The 15,649-nt window shown below is 58.0% G+C and carries 12 protein-coding genes and 1 tRNA gene; 2 read left to right on the top strand and 11 right to left on the bottom strand.

What is annotated here, in order from left to right:
* Positions 1 to 135 precede the first annotated feature (135 nt).
* The 3 genes from ampE to L8H52_RS00575 form a co-directional block, all read right to left on the bottom strand.
* Positions 136 to 975: a regulatory signaling modulator protein AmpE gene (gene ampE, locus L8H52_RS00585; protein WP_242205361.1), complete on the bottom strand. Its 840-nt coding sequence runs from the start codon at positions 973 to 975 to the stop codon at positions 136 to 138.
* Positions 972 to 1,532 carry a 1,6-anhydro-N-acetylmuramyl-L-alanine amidase AmpD gene (gene ampD / locus L8H52_RS00580; protein ID WP_242205364.1) on the bottom strand — a complete coding sequence of 187 codons (561 nt, stop codon included), beginning with the start codon at positions 1,530 to 1,532 and terminating at the stop codon, positions 972 to 974. Before ampD ends, ampE begins: the two co-directional genes overlap by 4 nt.
* Before the next feature lie 64 nt (positions 1,533 to 1,596).
* On the bottom strand, positions 1,597 to 3,777 hold the full coding sequence (locus L8H52_RS00575; RefSeq protein WP_242205366.1) for a DUF1631 domain-containing protein: 2,181 nt from the start codon (positions 3,775 to 3,777) through the stop codon (positions 1,597 to 1,599).
* Positions 3,778 to 4,148: 371 nt separating this feature from the next.
* On the opposite strand from L8H52_RS00575, the gene nadC reads away from it, so the two are divergent.
* On the top strand, positions 4,149 to 4,997 hold the full coding sequence (gene nadC, locus L8H52_RS00570; RefSeq protein WP_016986492.1) for a carboxylating nicotinate-nucleotide diphosphorylase: 849 nt from the start codon (positions 4,149 to 4,151) through the stop codon (positions 4,995 to 4,997).
* A gap of 51 nt (positions 4,998 to 5,048) precedes the next feature.
* Here nadC and L8H52_RS00565 read toward each other — a convergent pair whose 3' ends face one another.
* Complete coding sequence (locus L8H52_RS00565; RefSeq protein ID WP_242205369.1) at positions 5,049 to 5,348, bottom strand: DUF6388 family protein; 300 nt, start codon at positions 5,346 to 5,348, stop codon at positions 5,049 to 5,051.
* A 552-nt stretch (positions 5,349 to 5,900) separates the two neighbouring features.
* On the opposite strand from L8H52_RS00565, the gene L8H52_RS00560 reads away from it, so the two are divergent.
* Positions 5,901 to 7,040, top strand: a complete 1,140-nt coding sequence (locus L8H52_RS00560) for an acyltransferase (protein WP_242205371.1) — start codon at positions 5,901 to 5,903, stop codon at positions 7,038 to 7,040.
* Positions 7,041 to 7,136: 96 nt separating this feature from the next.
* On the opposite strand, the gene L8H52_RS00555 is transcribed toward L8H52_RS00560, so the two are convergent.
* From L8H52_RS00555 to nusA, 7 genes are all read right to left on the bottom strand, one after another.
* Positions 7,137 to 7,209, bottom strand: a tRNA-Thr gene (locus L8H52_RS00555).
* A 177-nt stretch (positions 7,210 to 7,386) separates the two neighbouring features.
* Entirely contained in the window at positions 7,387 to 9,492 is a 2,106-nt protein-coding gene (pnp, locus tag L8H52_RS00550) for a polyribonucleotide nucleotidyltransferase (protein ID WP_007915263.1), read from the bottom strand.
* Positions 9,493 to 9,685: 193 nt separating this feature from the next.
* Positions 9,686 to 9,955 carry a 30S ribosomal protein S15 gene (rpsO, locus tag L8H52_RS00545; protein ID WP_003177875.1) on the bottom strand — a complete coding sequence of 90 codons (270 nt, stop codon included), beginning with the start codon at positions 9,953 to 9,955 and terminating at the stop codon, positions 9,686 to 9,688.
* Positions 9,956 to 10,097: 142 nt separating this feature from the next.
* Positions 10,098 to 11,015, bottom strand: coding sequence for a tRNA pseudouridine(55) synthase TruB (gene truB / locus L8H52_RS00540; protein ID WP_008088346.1), 918 nt, complete (start codon positions 11,013 to 11,015; stop codon positions 10,098 to 10,100).
* A gap of 4 nt (positions 11,016 to 11,019) precedes the next feature.
* The gene (gene rbfA, locus L8H52_RS00535; protein ID WP_008088344.1) at positions 11,020 to 11,421 is read right to left on the bottom strand and encodes a 30S ribosome-binding factor RbfA; all 402 of its coding nucleotides are present in this window, start codon (positions 11,419 to 11,421) and stop codon (positions 11,020 to 11,022) included.
* A gap of 160 nt (positions 11,422 to 11,581) precedes the next feature.
* Positions 11,582 to 14,113: a translation initiation factor IF-2 gene (infB, locus tag L8H52_RS00530; protein WP_242205372.1), complete on the bottom strand. Its 2,532-nt coding sequence runs from the start codon at positions 14,111 to 14,113 to the stop codon at positions 11,582 to 11,584.
* A gap of 27 nt (positions 14,114 to 14,140) precedes the next feature.
* Positions 14,141 to 15,622: a transcription termination factor NusA gene (gene nusA, locus L8H52_RS00525; RefSeq protein ID WP_077571038.1), complete on the bottom strand. Its 1,482-nt coding sequence runs from the start codon at positions 15,620 to 15,622 to the stop codon at positions 14,141 to 14,143.
* Between the last annotated feature and the right edge of the window lie 27 nt (positions 15,623 to 15,649).

The following is a 15,649-nucleotide window of genomic DNA, read 5'->3' as shown; positions in this document are numbered from 1 at the left end:
CGGAGGGAGGTTTTGTAACTTAAGGTTAACGTGAAAAAGATCGCAGCCTGCGGCTGCTCCCACAGGAAACACACAATCCCTGTGTAGGAGCTGCCGCAGGCTGCGATCTTTTGATCTTTCTTTAAATAAGTGAAATCAGTGGATCAGAACTGTCCACAAGGCAAACCCGGCATACCACAGCACCGCCGCGCGCAGCAGCAGTTCCCACAGGCAATCGAGGGTGTTGATACCTTCCGGCCCGACCACGGGAGATGGAATCTCGCCCGCCGCCAAACCGACCCGGTTGATCAGTTGCGCCGCGCTGATGTTCCAGTTGAGCAGTTCATGCAGCATCACCCGGCTGACCGCAACAAAGTTGCCGACCAGTGCCAGGCTCGCCGCCAGCAATCGTACCGGCAGCCAGTCGAAGGCATGCCGCAGTTGCGCGGCGCGCTCGACCAGCGCCGGGTTCTGCCCGTGTTCTTGCGCCAGCGCCAACAAACGATACGCCAATGCCGCCACCGGGCCGAGCACGAAATACCAGAAGATCACCGCAAAAAAGCTCTGGTAGGCCTGCCACAGCAGATGCCCTTGCACGCGTTCGAGCAACTGCTCACCGCTGTCGGCGCAGATGTCCAGATCGCGCTTGGCCACATGCGCCGCCGCTTGCAGATCCTCACGGCGCCAGGCATCACGGAACGGCCCGAGGCCGCCGAGCAAGTCGCCGCGCCCCAGACTGTAAATCACCACCAGCACATGCACCGGCAACGCCAGCAGACCGTAGGCCACCGGTTCCAGCACCACCAGCAACAGCGCCAGCAAGGCCACCGGAAACAGCACCAGAATCGTCAGCACCAGCCAGGGTTGCTTCGCCAGCCGCTCGCGGCTTTCGAGCTTGTTCAGTTCGCGGATCCATCCGCCATCCCGTTGAACCCGATGACGCAGGGCCGAAAACTTCTCGATCCACAGCGCCAGCAGTAACACCAGAAAACTCATTGTCCTTCCTCTTGTGCCAGGGCTGCGCGGTAACGCGCCCAGTCGAATGCCGGGCCAGGATCGGTCTTACGCCCGGGTGCTATGTCGCTGTGCCCACAAATGCGGGCGCCGGTGATGGCCGGAAATACGCTTTGCAACTGGCGGGTCAACGCCGTCAACGCCTGATACTGCGCGTCGGTGAACGGTAGATCATCGGTGCCTTCGAGCTCGACGCCCACGGAAAAATCGTTACAGGTTTCGCGCCCTGCGAACACCGATACACCCGCATGCCACGCCCGCTCAAGACAGGAGACAAACTGGGTGACCTTGCCGTCACGTTCAATCAGAAAATGCGCCGAAACGCGCAAGTCGGCGATCCCTGCAAAGTAGGGATGTTCAGTGACATCCAGACGATTCTGGAAAAATTCCTGCACCTTGCCCGTGGCGAACTGCGCCGGCGGCAGGCTGATGTTGTGGATGACCAACAGGGAAACTTCGCCCGCAGGACGTTCATTGAAGTTGGGCGATGGGCAGACCTGCACCCCGTGACACCACCCGCTAGCGGGATCCAACTGCATACCGATTCCTTCAACGCCGACTGTGTTGGCGCCCAGTATGCCGTGATCGGCCCCCGGCGCGCGATCACTTGCCGCGATTGAGTCGCCGCAGATTGCCCAGCACCGACTCCAGCGCCCGATCGAACAGCAAGGTGTTATCCAGTGCACGCACCGCACCGCGCTGGAATTCTTCGGCCAGCGCAAGGCGACTGCGTTCCAGCACCTTCATGCCGGTGCGATCGACAAACACATATTTGCCGGTGGCTTCGATGATCGCCGCGAGCTTGCAACGCAGACTGTGCTCATCGTCCTCCTGAAACGCCACCCAACTGCCCAGACGCAGTTGCTCGACCTGGCGCAAACCGACGGCATCGTGGGGCAAACGTGCCGATGTCAGCGCGATGCTGCTGTCGTCGGCGGCTTGCAGCACGATCTGTTGCGAGACCTCAATCATCGACGCGGCCGGTTCTGCCTCGACGGGCCGCTCCAGTACCTGCACATGCAGGGCTTCTAGTTCGCTGAAAAATTCGCTGGTGGCGAAGGGGTCGAACGCCGAACTGGTCAGCCCATCACGCAGCGACTTGAGCAACCCCGGTACCAGCGCCAGCAAGCGCAGGCTGGACTCCGTGTCTTGATGACGCTGCACACTCCAGATCAATTGCTCCATGGTTTGCACATCGGCCTGCCATTCGGCTGACTGATCGCCATGCTTGAGGCAAGTCAGCAGCAGAACCTTGCTCCAGGCGTCCTGGACGAAGGTGACCACGCTCGGCGGCAGTGTTTTACCCAGCAGCGCTTGATTCAACGCCCGTTCGACCCGACGCCGGGCGAGTTCGGTTTTCGCTCGCCCCTCTTCGGCATCACGCAGACGCTGTTCAAGCAGCTCGCTGCGGCGGCGCTCGTCGCTGGTGAACGCGAGGAAATCAGCCAGCAACTCGGAAAAAATCGCCGGATCGTCCACAAAATCGGTCAGGAGACGCTGCACCACTTGTTCGATGCGCAGGTACAAGCTGTCGCGCGCCTCGCCGTCGCAATCGCCCCAGCCCATGGCCGCCTCGGCGATTTCGTTGAGCAGACGCCGCGCCGGATGCGTGCTGCGGCTGAAGAAACTCTTGTCGAGTACCGCGACCTTGAGCATCGGGATCTGCAACCGCGCGATCAGAGCCTTGAGCGAATCCGGCACATTGCGGTCTTCAAGAATGCAGTCGAAAACCATGGCGATCAGATTGATCACGTCTTCGTCCGCATCGCCGACGATCCGCGATTTGCCGCTTCTGACGCTGACCCGGGTCAGCAGTTGTTCGAGCTGGTTGCGCAGATCGAAATCATCCTGCGCCGCCAATTCGGGCACGTATTGCTGCAAATGCGAGAGCAGGCGCAACAGATCGCGAGTGGAAATCGGTTGAACCGCAACGCTGGACTCCAGCGTCGGCGCGACTGTGCCGCGTACATGCGAGAGCAACTCCTGCAACGCGGCGAAGACTTCCTGCACGCTTTCATCGACAGGCAGCAGCTCGTCGCTATCACCGCTTTGCACATTCGCGATCGCACGATCAATGGCGCGGCGTGCAGGGGCTGGCTTCAACTCCGGCAACACCCCGGTGGCGAGGAGCAATTGATTGGCTTCGGCGTAAAGCTGTTCGGTGTCGGCCAGGACATAGCGCTCGAACAGTTTGAGCAGGATCAGCTTGACCTTGATTTCCACGCCCAGATTACGCCCGGCCTGGAGAAAAAATTCACAGAGCATCGCCGGGCCGAGCGGGTTGTGCTGATTATCGAGGGTGTTGCCGAGCAGCGCGTCCAGCCGTGCGGTCAGTTGATCGAGGGCGAAGCCGTCACGCTTGAGCACGCGGCCGACCATGGTCTCGACCGCCACGTTGCGTTCCATATCGTCGTTACGCGGGGCCAGCTCGTCGTATATCAGCGCGTGCGGCAGCGTGTTGTGCGCCGGATCGTATTGGGTCAGGCCGACAAAGGCTTCGAAGAATTGCTCGAGAAAACCGCGTTCGATGTTTTTGCGCTTCAGGCGCAGGTCGCGCATGGCTTCGAAAAAGATGTTCTGTTCGACGTCGTTGCGCGCCCGGTCGGCCATTTCAAACAACGTGTCGTCGGCGTTATCGAACAGTTCCTGCAAGCCGTGCCGCAGCTGCTGGGCCGCCTTGTCGCGAACCTGAAGCAGAATCACAGGCAGGCGGGCGAGCGGCGAGTGATTCGCCTGATCGGTAGCAGCCTTGTGCAAAGGCACTACTTTCCCGTCGTTGTGCATCCAGGCCTCCTGAAACGGTGATTCGTTCGATCGAGCCAACTCGGATCCCTGTGGGAGCGAGCCTGCTCGCGATGGCGGTGTGTCAGGCACAGCAATGTCACTGAAAGAATGCATTCGCGAGCAGGCTCGCTCCCACAAGTTCAATCTGGACGTCAAAGCTATGACGTCAAATGCAAGGCGAATTATCTTTCATAACTTGCACCCGGCGCCATAGCCGTCAGGGTTTCCCCTATACCGCCCTTTCAGTGACCACGCCTGGCCGGGTTTGCTCAAAGAAAATCGACCGGATGCAGACAAGCACGCGCGTTCTCGCCTTGGGTTGGCTCGCGCCATGCCCCTATAATCGAACCACTTTGTTTGTGGAGCCCGTTATGCCGAATCTACGTCTCGCCGATTTGACCGCCGAAATCGAAGCCAACGTGCGCCGTGCGTTGCTCGAAGACATCGGCAGCGGCGACATCACCGCGCAGCTGATCCCGGCCGAACGTCTGGCCAAAGCCACCATCATCACGCGCGACGCGGCTGTTATCTGCGGCACGGCCTGGGTCGATGCGGTGTTTCGTCAGCTTGATCCGCGGGTCGCGGTGCATTGGCAAGTGGTCGATGGCGAGCGGGTCAAGCCCAATCAACCGTTGTTTCACCTCGAAGGCCCCGCCCGTTCGCTGCTGACCGGTGAACGCAGTGCGCTGAACTTCCTGCAGTTGCTCTCTGGTGTAGCGACCCGCGCGCAGTACCTGGCCGATTTCGTGGGCACCACTCAGGTCAAACTGCTCGACACCCGCAAGACCCTGCCGGGCCTGCGTCTGGCGCAGAAATACGCGGTGACCTGCGGCGGCTGCCACAACCATCGCATCGGTCTGTACGACGCGTTCCTGATCAAGGAAAACCACATCGCCGCCAGCGGTGGTATCCCGCAAGCCATTGCCGCCGCGCACAAGATTGCGCCGGGCAAACCGGTGGAAGTCGAAGTGGAAAGTCTGGATGAATTGAAGGAAGCACTGGCCGCCGGCGCTGACATCATCATGCTCGACGAATTGAGCCTGGACGACATGCGCGAAGCCGTGCGCCTGAACGGCGGCAAGGCGAAACTGGAAGCCAGCGGCGGTATCAATGAAAGCACGCTGCTGCCGATCGCCGAAACCGGCGTGGATTACATCTCGATTGGTGCGATGACCAAGGATGTGAAAGCGGTGGATCTGTCGATGCGCCTCAGCCTCTAAAGACTTCGCGCAATAAAAAACGCCAGCCCGGTTGAGGCTGGCGTTTTTGTTTCAGACCACCAGATTGTTCATCTCGCAGTACTCTTCCCAATCGACACCCAGCACTTCAGCCGCCTCTTTGTGCAGCACGAGGCGCTGCGCCTCGAACTCCTCCGGCGTGCTTGTGTACTTGAGCGTCAGCTCCCACGGCTGCAGGCCCTGGGCTTCAGCCTCGTCTTCGAAGGCCCACTGAATCTGATCTTTCTGATCATCAGGACTGAGATCCTTGATCTCTTCCAGCAGCTGCGGCGTACCAAGCTTGTACTTTTCCAGCGCCTGTTCGTGACGTTGCTCTTGAGTTAATTCGGTCATGGCGTTCTCGCTGATCGTAAGAATGGAGGATGGATCTGGATCATCAAGGATCTCTCTGACGCGGATTTGTCCGGCCTTCGGAACCATTCGGGATCATCTGAAAACTGCTGGGCGATGCTCATGCAGGCACCGAATATAGGACGTTTGCATGACGAATTACACGGCTCTTTACATCTCTCCCACAAAAAGCTGACCTGCGGAACATAAATGCCGGTTTCGATGGGGACCGCGAGGGCGCTCGGATCGGTCGCCGAGACTGCAAGTGTATCCGGCGACAATACATCGGTATTTTCTGCACCGTTTGAAGCGTCGAATTTTGCTTGTGCCGCCCTTTCGAGGCCCGGCCAAGCCAACGATGGAAGGCTCTCTGTCCACTTAACGGCCGACACGCCACTAGTCCAACATCTCGTTACAACTATGTCAAAACCCTATACATTCGCCGGTTCAGCCTGCCTGGATCATAAGAAATGACAAATAACCAGACGCTCAACAGGGCATCAACCAGCGCCGTAGGTTTTGCAATTCAGCCAACGGATAGGGACGCCGTACAAAATGAAGACTGACAGCAGACTTTCCGAAATCGATGCGCTTCGCGGCCTATCAATCCTGCTTGTTCTTTTTAATCACTCTGAGGCCTACACTCCTTGGAGTATCCGATTTTCCGAATTCTTCCACGGCTTCGGTGGGCTTTCTGGGGTCACACTTTTTTTTGTGATTTCCGGATATGCGATAACCCTTTCGCTTTATCGGCATCGTGAAAAAAACCCGGTTGATCCTGCTCCGATCAAAGCGTTTATGTGGAGACGCTTTTGGCGGCTCCAGCCGCTCGCACTGTTTTGGGTAGCCTTCACGCTATTTGGAACCGTGTTCTTGAACTTCACCGGTTTTTTTGGAGAGTGGAAGCAAAACCTCGATGCAGCACTGTCTGTTCTGACCCTGACGGCGAGTTGGAAAGTGTTTCAACCAGGCGGGCTCGGAGCGCTTTCGGTTTATTGGTCCTTATCGATCGAGGAGCAGTTCTACCTCTTCTATCCATTTGTTTTCTTTGCCGTGCGCTCTCGCAAACAACTCCTGTGGGTTTCGATCATCGGGTATGTCGTCCTTTCGATGTTCATCAATAACCCGTTGCTCATAAACCATTTCAGCGAACAGAAGTGGCTCGGAATATTTCTTCAGGGACCACGGTATCAACCCATCCTGGTTGGCATCGTTGTATACATTCTTTCTGAGCAACTCAAAGAAAAACAGGCGCCAGGAATGATGTCGGCACTCAGGTGGGCAGGAATCGCCGCCGCTCTCCTTCTTCCATGCGTCTACCAACTGACGATAGAGTATTCCTACCCTAGACAGATCTATGTTCCGTTGTTTTGCGCAGTGATTGTTTTCGCGGCCACCCTTCCGGGAAGACGGATTCCAGGCACCCGGGCAATGGCCTGGCTCGGGCACCGGTCTTATGGGCTGTACCTTGCTCATATGCCCTGCAGCATGATCATTCGCGAAGCTGCTTATGCGCTATTCCCAGCGGCTACTTCGTCCGACTGGCTAATGATCGCAGCAAGCGTTATCGCCTGGGCGATCTTGACCTTTGGCGTAACGGAGATTCTCTATCAGTATGTTGAAAAACCTCTGACGGAGTATGGCCGGCGGTTTTCGAGCCGATCCGAGCAGAGCGCAGTACTGCCCGCGCACTGAGGGATGATGATCACGCGAACAACAAAAGAGCCGCTCAATGCGGCTTCTTTTTTTGGTGCTGCGGGAACACCTCATCGGGTCTGGAAAATCAACTCTTGCCCGAGACAGGAATCGAACCTGCGACCTTCGCGTTACGAGTGCGCTGCTCTACCGGCTGAGCTACACGGGCGGTGGACTAAACCTAGCACTGGTTCTCATAAAAGCAAAGATCGCAGCCTGGCGAGCGCCTGCCCCGTCACATGCAGAAGCTCCCCAGGCCGGCAATCGTTTACCTTTTTCCAAGGCAAAAAAATGCCCCACCGTTTACACGGCGGGGCATTTTTATTGCGCTAACGCTTTGGGCCGATTAAACGCCCGAAGCTTTTGCAGCTGCCACGTCTTTGATGGACAGCTTGATACGGCCGCGGTTGTCCACGTCCAGTACCAGCACTTCCACTTCCTGGCCTTCTTTCAGAATGTCGGTCACTTTCTCTACGCGAGCGTCGCTCAGCATCGAGATGTGCACCAGACCGTCCTTGCCTGGCAGGATGTTGACGAATGCGCCGAAGTCGACGATGCGCTCAACCTTGCCCACGTAGATCTTGCCGATCTCGGCTTCAGCGGTGATGCCCAGAACGCGCTGACGTGCAGCTTCAGCAGCTTCCTTGGTTTCGCCGAAGATCTTGATCGAACCGTCGTCTTCGATGTCGATCGAAGCCTTGGTTTCTTCGCAGATCGCACGGATGGTCGCGCCACCTTTACCGATAACGTCACGGATTTTGTCGGTGTCGATTTTCATCGCAATCATGGTCGGTGCGTTGGCCGACAGCTCGGTACGCGACTGGCCGATGATCTGGTTCATCTGACCGAGAATGTTCAGGCGCGCTTCCAGGGCTTGGCCCAGAGCGATTTCCATAATCTCTTCGGTGATGCCCTTGATCTTGATGTCCATCTGCAGCGCGGTAACACCTTTGGCGGTACCAGCTACTTTGAAGTCCATGTCGCCCAGGTGGTCTTCGTCACCGAGGATGTCGGTCAGGACAGCGAATTTCTCGCCTTCTTTAACCAGACCCATGGCGATACCGGCAACCGGCGCCTTCATTGGCACACCAGCATCCATCAGGGCCAGGGAAGCACCGCAAACGGAAGCCATCGAGCTCGAACCGTTGGATTCGGTGATTTCCGAAACCACACGGATGGTGTACGGGAACACGTCAGCGGCTGGCAGCATGGCCGAAACCGAACGACGGGCCAGACGGCCGTGACCGATTTCACGACGACCAGCGCCACCCATGCGACCACATTCGCCTACCGAGAACGGAGGGAAGTTGTAGTGCAGCATGAACGGGTCTTTTTTCTCGCCTTCCAGGGTGTCCAGCAGCTGTGCGTCACGGGCGGTGCCCAGTGTCGCAACGACCAGAGCCTGGGTTTCACCACGGGTGAACAGCGCCGAACCGTGAGTCTTCGGCAGAACGCCGACTTCGATGTTCAGCGGACGTACGGTCTTGGTGTCGCGGCCGTCGATACGTGGCTTGCCGTTTACGATGTTTTCGCGAACGGTGCGGTATTCGATTTCGCCGAAAGCGGCTTTGACTTCGCTGGACGAAGGCTGGCCTTCTTCACCGGACAGCTTGGCAACGACTTGATCCTTCAGCTCGCCCAGACGCGCATAACGGTCGGCCTTGACGGTGATGGTGTAAGCCTGGGAGATCGCTTCGCCGAACTCGGCACGGATTGCGCCCAGCAGTTCGGTGGCTTCTGGAGCAGGTGCCCAGGTCCAGGTTGGCTTGGCAGCTTCGGCGGCCAGTTCTTTAACGGCGTTGATCACCACCTGGAACTCGTCGTGAGCAAACAGCACCGCGCCCAGCATCTGGTCTTCGGTCAGCTCTTTGGCTTCCGATTCAACCATCAGCACGGCGTCGGAAGTACCGGCAACGACCATGTCCAGGCTCGAAGCAGCTTGCTGCTCGTAGGTCGGGTTCAGCAGGTAGCCGGTGCTTTCGTGGAAAGCAACGCGAGCGGCGCCGATCGGGCCGTCAAACGGGATGCCCGAGATGGCCAGGGCAGCCGAGGTACCGATCATCGCAGCGATGTCCGGATCGGTCTTCTTGCTGGTGGAAACGACGGTGCAGACAACCTGCACTTCGTTCATGAAGCCTTCTGGGAACAGCGGACGGATCGGACGGTCGATCAGTCGGGAAGTCAGGGTTTCTTTCTCGGAAGGACGGCCTTCACGCTTGAAGAAACCGCCAGGGATCTTACCGGCAGCGTAAGTCTTTTCCTGGTAGTGAACGGACAGAGGGAAGAAGCCCTTGCCCGGATCGGCTTGTTTTGCGCCGACTACAGTCACCAATACGCTGACGTCGTCGTCAACGGTGACCAATACTGCGCCGGAGGCCTGACGGGCGATACGGCCAGTCTCGAGGGTAACGGTCGATTGACCGAACTGGAATTTTTTGATTACCGGGTTCACGGTGTCCTACCTTCTTTGTGGCTCTTGGGGGAACTGGTTTCTTGCGAATTCTTGGGCAATGTCGGGAATCGGCCCAACCGTTGTCCGGGGTAAAACGTGTATCCAGATAAAACTTGAGGCTGGGAGCCTGCAAGGCGACTGCGGTAAACCGCAGACGTCCGACAGACAACCAACCTCATAGCGCAATCGCTGATTAGCGACGCAGACCCAGGCGACCGATCAGAGTCTGATAACGACCCAGATCCTTGCCTTTCAGGTAGTCCAGCAGCTTGCGACGCTGGTTTACCATGCGGATCAGACCACGACGGGAGTGGTGATCTTTACCGTTGGCCTTGAAGTGACCTTGCAGCTTGTTGATGTTGTGGGTCAGCAGTGCAACTTGCACTTCTGGCGAACCAGTGTCACCAACAGCTTGCTGGTAGTCAGCAACGATTTGAGCTTTTTCTTGAACGTCGAGAGCCATGAGGCAATCCTTTTATCAGGAAACTGTTTCAAAGAAACAGCTTCAACAGGCCAGGGACAAATCCCTGTATCTATAAATGAGTAGTGACCGTGCCTGTTAACAGCCACCCTCGCCAGCCTGCTTTGACACAGACCGGTTTCGGTCATTCCGACCGAATCAGTCGACGTGGCGCAATGCGCCCGTCTTCGCTCACTTCACCGATACCGATGAAGCGACCATTGTGATCCTGTACCCGTACCATGCCGAACTTCGGAGCATCCGGGGCACGTACCGGCTGGCCGTTGAGCCAGTAGAACGCGCTCGCTTCGGAGAAGTGCAGCAACGGCCAATCCTGCAGGCCGCTGTCCGATGGCATCAGGAAGCGATCCACCGCTTCGTTGCCGCCTTCGGCATGTACCGCTTCAAGCTCTTCGAGGGTCACGGTCTGCGCCAGGGTGAAAGGCCCGGCCTGGGTACGGCGCAATTCCGCGACGTACGCACCACAACCGAGTTGCTCACCGATATCCTCCACCAGGGTGCGGATATAGGTGCCTTTGCTGCAATCCACCGCAAGTCGCGCAGTATCGCCTTCGAAGGCCAGTAATTCCAAGCGCGCAATAGTAACAGAACGCGGTTCGCGCTCCACTACTTCGCCTGCACGAGCCAACTTGTACAACGGCTGGCCATCACGCTTGAGCGCCGAGTACATCGGCGGTATCTGACTGATTTGCCCACGAAATTTCGGCAATGCCGCTTCGACATCGGCGCGACCAACGGTCACCGGGCGCTCCTGCAAAACCTCACCTTCGGCATCGGCCGTGGTGGTGGTCTTGCCCAGTTGCGCGAGGGTTTCATAAGCCTTGTCGGAATCGAGCAGGTACTGCGAGAACTTGGTCGCTTCGCCAAAGCACAACGGCAAGACGCCGGTGGCCAGCGGGTCGAGGCTGCCGGTGTGACCGGCCTTCTCGGCGTTGAGCAACCAGCGAACCTTCTGCAACGCGGCGTTGGAGGTGAACCCCAACGGCTTGTCGAGCAGGATGATGCCACTGACGTTACGACGGATACGTTTGACCTGAGCCACCGAGTTACTCCTTGGTGTCTTCAGGTTCAGCAGCGACCGGATGCTGATTGTCTTCAGCCACGGCACGCTCGATCAGCGCCGACAGGTGCGCGCCACGCACGACGGACTCGTCGTAGTGGAAGTGCAGTTGCGGCACGCTGCGCAGTTTCATTTCACGGGCCAATTGCATGCGCAGGAAGCCTGCGGCGGAATTGAGCACCTTGATGCTTTGCGCGATGTCTTCAGCGTTGTCCTGCCCCATCACGGTGATGAAAATCTTCGCATGACCGACGTCACGGCTGACTTCAACAGCGGTAATGGTGACCAGACCCACACGTGGATCCTTGACTTCGCGACGGATCAGTTGGGCCAGCTCACGCTGCATCTGATCGCCGATACGTTGGGTACGGCTGTATTCTTTTGCCATGATTTTGTTACCTGTTACTGCCCGGCGGTGAAACCCGCCAGGTCTGAAAGCGGCAAACGCCCGGCCTGACAAAAGCCAGACCGGGCGTTGCGTTTAGAGTCCGGGTGATGCGCCACACTGTTGAGTGTGGCCGACCATCACGGCTCCTGAAGTGCGCGAGTTAGAGGCTGCGAGCAACCTGGACCTTCTCGAAGACTTCGATCTTGTCGCCGACTTTGACGTCGTTATAGCTCTTCACGCCGATACCGCATTCCATGCCGGCACGTACTTCGGAAGCGTCATCCTTGAAGCGGCGCAGGGATTCCAGCTCGCCTTCGAAGATAACGATGTCTTCACGCAGTACACGGATCGGACGGTTACGGTGCACAACACCTTCGATCACCATGCAGCCAGCGATCGCGCCAAACTTCGGCGAACGGAACACGTCACGCACTTCGGCGATACCCAGGATGTTCTCGCGAACATCGCTGCCGAGCATGCCGGTCAGGGCTTTCTTGACGTCTTCGATGATGTCGTAGATCACGTTGTAATAACGCATGTCCAGACCTTCCTGCTCGACGATCTTCCGTGCGCCAGCATCGGCACGCACGTTGAAGCCGAACAGTACAGCGTTGGAAGCCAGTGCCAGGTTAGCGTCGGATTCGGTGATACCACCAACGCCGCCGCCAACTACGCGCACTTGTACTTCGTCGTTGCCCAGGCCATTCAAGGCACCGTTCAACGCTTCCAGCGAACCACGGACGTCGGATTTGAGGACGATATTGAGCGTCTTCTTCTCGGCCTGACCCATGTTTTCGAAGATGTTTTCCAGCTTGCCGGCGTGAGCACGAGCCAGCTTGACTTCGCGGAACTTGCCTTGACGGAACAGAGCCACTTCACGGGCTTTCTTCTCGTCGGCAACCACGCTCATCTCGTCGCCAGCGTCCGGAGTACCGTCCAGTCCGAGGATCTCGACAGGGATGGAAGGACCGGCTTCTTTGATTGGCTTGCCGTTCTCGTCGAGCATGGCACGCACGCGGCCATAGTTCGAACCGACCAGGACCATGTCGCCTTGACGCAGGGTACCGTCTTGAACCAGAACGGTTGCCACCGGGCCACGACCTTTGTCGAGACGCGATTCAACCACAACGCCACGGCCAGGAGCCGACGGAGTTGCTTTCAGTTCGAGAACTTCAGCTTGCAGCAGAACGGCTTCAAGCAGCTCGTCCACGCCAGTACCGACTTTCGCCGAAACCGGAACGAACGGCGTATCACCGCCCCACTCTTCGGAAGTCACGCCGTGAACCGACAGTTCGCTACGGATGCGATCAAGATCGGCGCCCGGCTTGTCGATCTTGTTCACTGCTACAACCAGTGGAACGCCAGCCGCTACTGCGTGCTGAACAGCTTCAATGGTCTGCGGCATCACGCCGTCGTCCGCTGCAACCACCAGAATCACGATGTCGGTCGCCTTGGCACCACGAGCACGCATTGCGGTAAACGCGGCGTGACCCGGGGTATCGAGGAAGGTGACCATGCCGCGTTCGGTTTCAACGTGGTATGCACCGATGTGCTGAGTAATACCACCGGCTTCGCCAGCAGCTACCTTGGCACGACGGATGTAGTCGAGCAGGGAAGTTTTACCGTGGTCAACGTGGCCCATTACGGTCACGACTGGCGCACGGGAGAACGACTCACCTTCAAACTTCAGGGACTCGGCCAGGGAATCTTCCAGGGCGGTGTCGCTGACCAGGGTCACTTTGTGGCCCAGCTCTTCGGCTACCAGTTGAGCAGTTTCCTGATCAAGCACCTGGTTGATGGTCGCTGGAGTACCCAGTTTGAACATGAACTTGATGATTTCAGCAGCCTTGACCGACATCTGATTGGCGAGATCGCCAACAGTGATGGTCTCGCCGATCTGCACATCACGCACGACAGGGCCGGTCGGGCTCTGGAAACCGTGAGCGTTGCGTTTCTTCAGTTTGGCCTTGCCGCGACCACCGCGACGGAAGCCATCGCTTTCTTCGTCGGTAGTGCGTGGCGCCACACGTGGAGCTGGCGCTTTTTCTTTGACCGAGGCGCGATGCGGAGCGTTTTTGCGCTCGCCATCACCACCACCGCTGCGACGATTGTTGTCGTCGGCACGTGGTTTGTCCGGACGGCGCTGTTCGTTCTGCTTGTTGCGAACGTCAGCAGACGGAGCTGGAGCAGCGGCAACCACCGGTGCGCTTTCGCGAACAGGTTCGGCAACTGCAGCCGGCGCCGCAACGGCATCGCTGGTAGCGGTCTGCGCAGCAGCAGGCTGATTACGCGCTTCTACTTCGGCGCGCTGCTTGGCTTCTTCTTCAGCCTTCTGACGGGCAGCATTTTCTACTGCGCGACGTTCATCCAGTTCACGCTTGCGCTCGGCTTCGATTTCTTCCGGGCTGCGCTGTACGAAAACTTTCTTCTTGCGGACTTCAACGCTGATGCTTTTGCTGCCAGCAACACGCAGGGTGCTGGTGGTTTTACGCTGCAGCGTGATCTTGCGTGGTTCTTCCACTTTCGCCTTGTGGCTGCTTTTCAAGTGAGTCAGCAGGGACTGCTTCTCACTGTCAGTCACATTTTCTTCGGCGGCGGTGTGCGGCAGACCTGCCTCACGCATCTGCTGCAACAGGCGCTCTACCGGTGTTTTGACCTCATCGGCCAGTTGTTTCACCGTGACTTGCGTCATGCACTTCTCTCCTCAGGCCGCGCCTAATTACTCGAACCAGTGGGCTCGGGCGGCCATGATCAACTTGCCGGCACGATCATCGTCAATGCCGTCGATGTCGAGCAGGTCGTCAATAGACTGCTCGGCCAGGTCTTCGCGGGTAATTACGCCGCGCACCGCCAGTTCCATCGCCAAATCCTTGTCCATACCCTCAAGCGAGAGCAGGTCTTCGGCCGGATGGGCGTCTGCCAGCTTTTCCTCAGTAGCGATGGCTTTGGTCAACAAACGATCCTTGGCACGAGCGCGAAGCTCGTTGACGGTATCTTCGTCAAAGCCGTCGATGTTGAGCATTTCTTCCAACGGTACGTAGGCAATCTCTTCCAGGCTGGTGAAGCCTTCATCTACCAGCACCTGTGCCAGGTCTTCGTCGACTTCCAGCTCGTCGATGAAGTTGCGCAGGATATCGCCGGTTTCTGCTTGCTGCTTAGCCTGGATGTCCGATTCGGTCATCACGTTCAGGGTCCAGCCAGTCAACTGGCTGGCCAGACGCACGTTCTGACCACCACGACCGATGGCCTGAGCCAGATTGTCTGCGCCAACGGCGATGTCCATTGCATGAGCATCTTCGTCAACGATAATTGCCGCAACCTCAGCCGGGGACATGGCGTTGATTACGAACTGAGCCGGGTTGTCGTCCCACAGGACGATATCCACACGCTCACCGCCCAACTCGCCCGACACTGCCTGGACGCGCGAACCGCGCATACCGATGCAAGCGCCCTGCGGGTCGATGCGTTTGTCTTTCGAGCGGACGGCGATCTTGGCGCGCGAACCCGGATCACGGGATGCTGCCATTACTTCGATCAGGCCTTCGGCAATTTCCGGCACTTCGATACGGAACAGCTCGATCAGCATTTCCGGCGCGGTACGCGACAGGATCAGCTGCGGCCCACGGTTCTCGGTGCGGATTTCCTTGAGCAGCGCACGCAGACGCACGCCGACACGGAAGGTTTCACGCGAAATGATGTCTTCACGGGCCAGCAACGCTTCAGCGTTGTTACCCAGATCGACGATCACGTTGTCGCGGGTGACTTTTTTCACGGTGCCGGAGATGATTTCTCCCAGGCGCTCGCGATAGGCGTCGACCACTTGAGCGCGCTCGGCTTCACGCACTTTCTGCACGATGACCTGCTTGGCAGTCTGTGCAGCGATGCGGCCGAACTCGATGGATTCGATCTTTTCTTCGACGACGTCGCCAACTTTGGCACCAGGATGCGTTTCGGCAACCTTGCTTGGCCAGGTTTCGATGGCCGGATCGTCGAGATCATTCTCTTCGACGACCGTCCAGCGACGGAAGGTTTCGTATGCCCCGGTGTGGCGGTTAATTTCCACACGCAGGTCAACTTCGTCTTCAAAACGCTTTTTGGTAGCAGTGGCCAGAGCCAGCTCCAGCGCTTCAAAAATTACGCTTGCCGGTACGCCCTTTTCATTGGATACCGACTCAACAACCAGCAGTACTTCTTTGCTCATCGTACGCCTCGCCTTTCGCAAGCCATT

Origin of the sequence: Pseudomonas sp. CROZ-RG-20F-R04-15, assembly GCF_022662375.1 — a bacterium.
GTDB lineage: Bacteria > Pseudomonadota > Gammaproteobacteria > Pseudomonadales > Pseudomonadaceae > Aquipseudomonas.
This window is presented reverse-complemented; position numbering and strand designations above follow the sequence as displayed.

Excerpts from the sequence above, each read along its gene's own strand:
- ampE (WP_242205361.1), bottom strand. The coding sequence starts at position 975 with ATGAGTTTTCTGGTGTTACTGCTGGCGCTGTGGATCGAGAAGTTTTCG.
- ampD (WP_242205364.1), bottom strand. The coding sequence starts at position 1,532 with ATGCAGTTGGATCCCGCTAGCGGGTGGTGTCACGGGGTGCAGGTCTGC.
- L8H52_RS00575 (WP_242205366.1), bottom strand. The coding sequence starts at position 3,777 with ATGCACAACGACGGGAAAGTAGTGCCTTTGCACAAGGCTGCTACCGAT.
- nadC (WP_016986492.1), top strand. The coding sequence starts at position 4,149 with ATGCCGAATCTACGTCTCGCCGATTTGACCGCCGAAATCGAAGCCAAC.
- L8H52_RS00565 (WP_242205369.1), bottom strand. The coding sequence starts at position 5,348 with ATGACCGAATTAACTCAAGAGCAACGTCACGAACAGGCGCTGGAAAAG.
- L8H52_RS00560 (WP_242205371.1), top strand. The coding sequence starts at position 5,901 with ATGAAGACTGACAGCAGACTTTCCGAAATCGATGCGCTTCGCGGCCTA.
- rpsO (WP_003177875.1), bottom strand. The coding sequence starts at position 9,955 with ATGGCTCTCGACGTTCAAGAAAAAGCTCAAATCGTTGCTGACTACCAG.
- rbfA (WP_008088344.1), bottom strand. The coding sequence starts at position 11,421 with ATGGCAAAAGAATACAGCCGTACCCAACGTATCGGCGATCAGATGCAG.
- infB (WP_242205372.1), bottom strand. The coding sequence starts at position 14,113 with ATGACGCAAGTCACGGTGAAACAACTGGCCGATGAGGTCAAAACACCG.
- nusA (WP_077571038.1), bottom strand. The coding sequence starts at position 15,622 with ATGAGCAAAGAAGTACTGCTGGTTGTTGAGTCGGTATCCAATGAAAAG.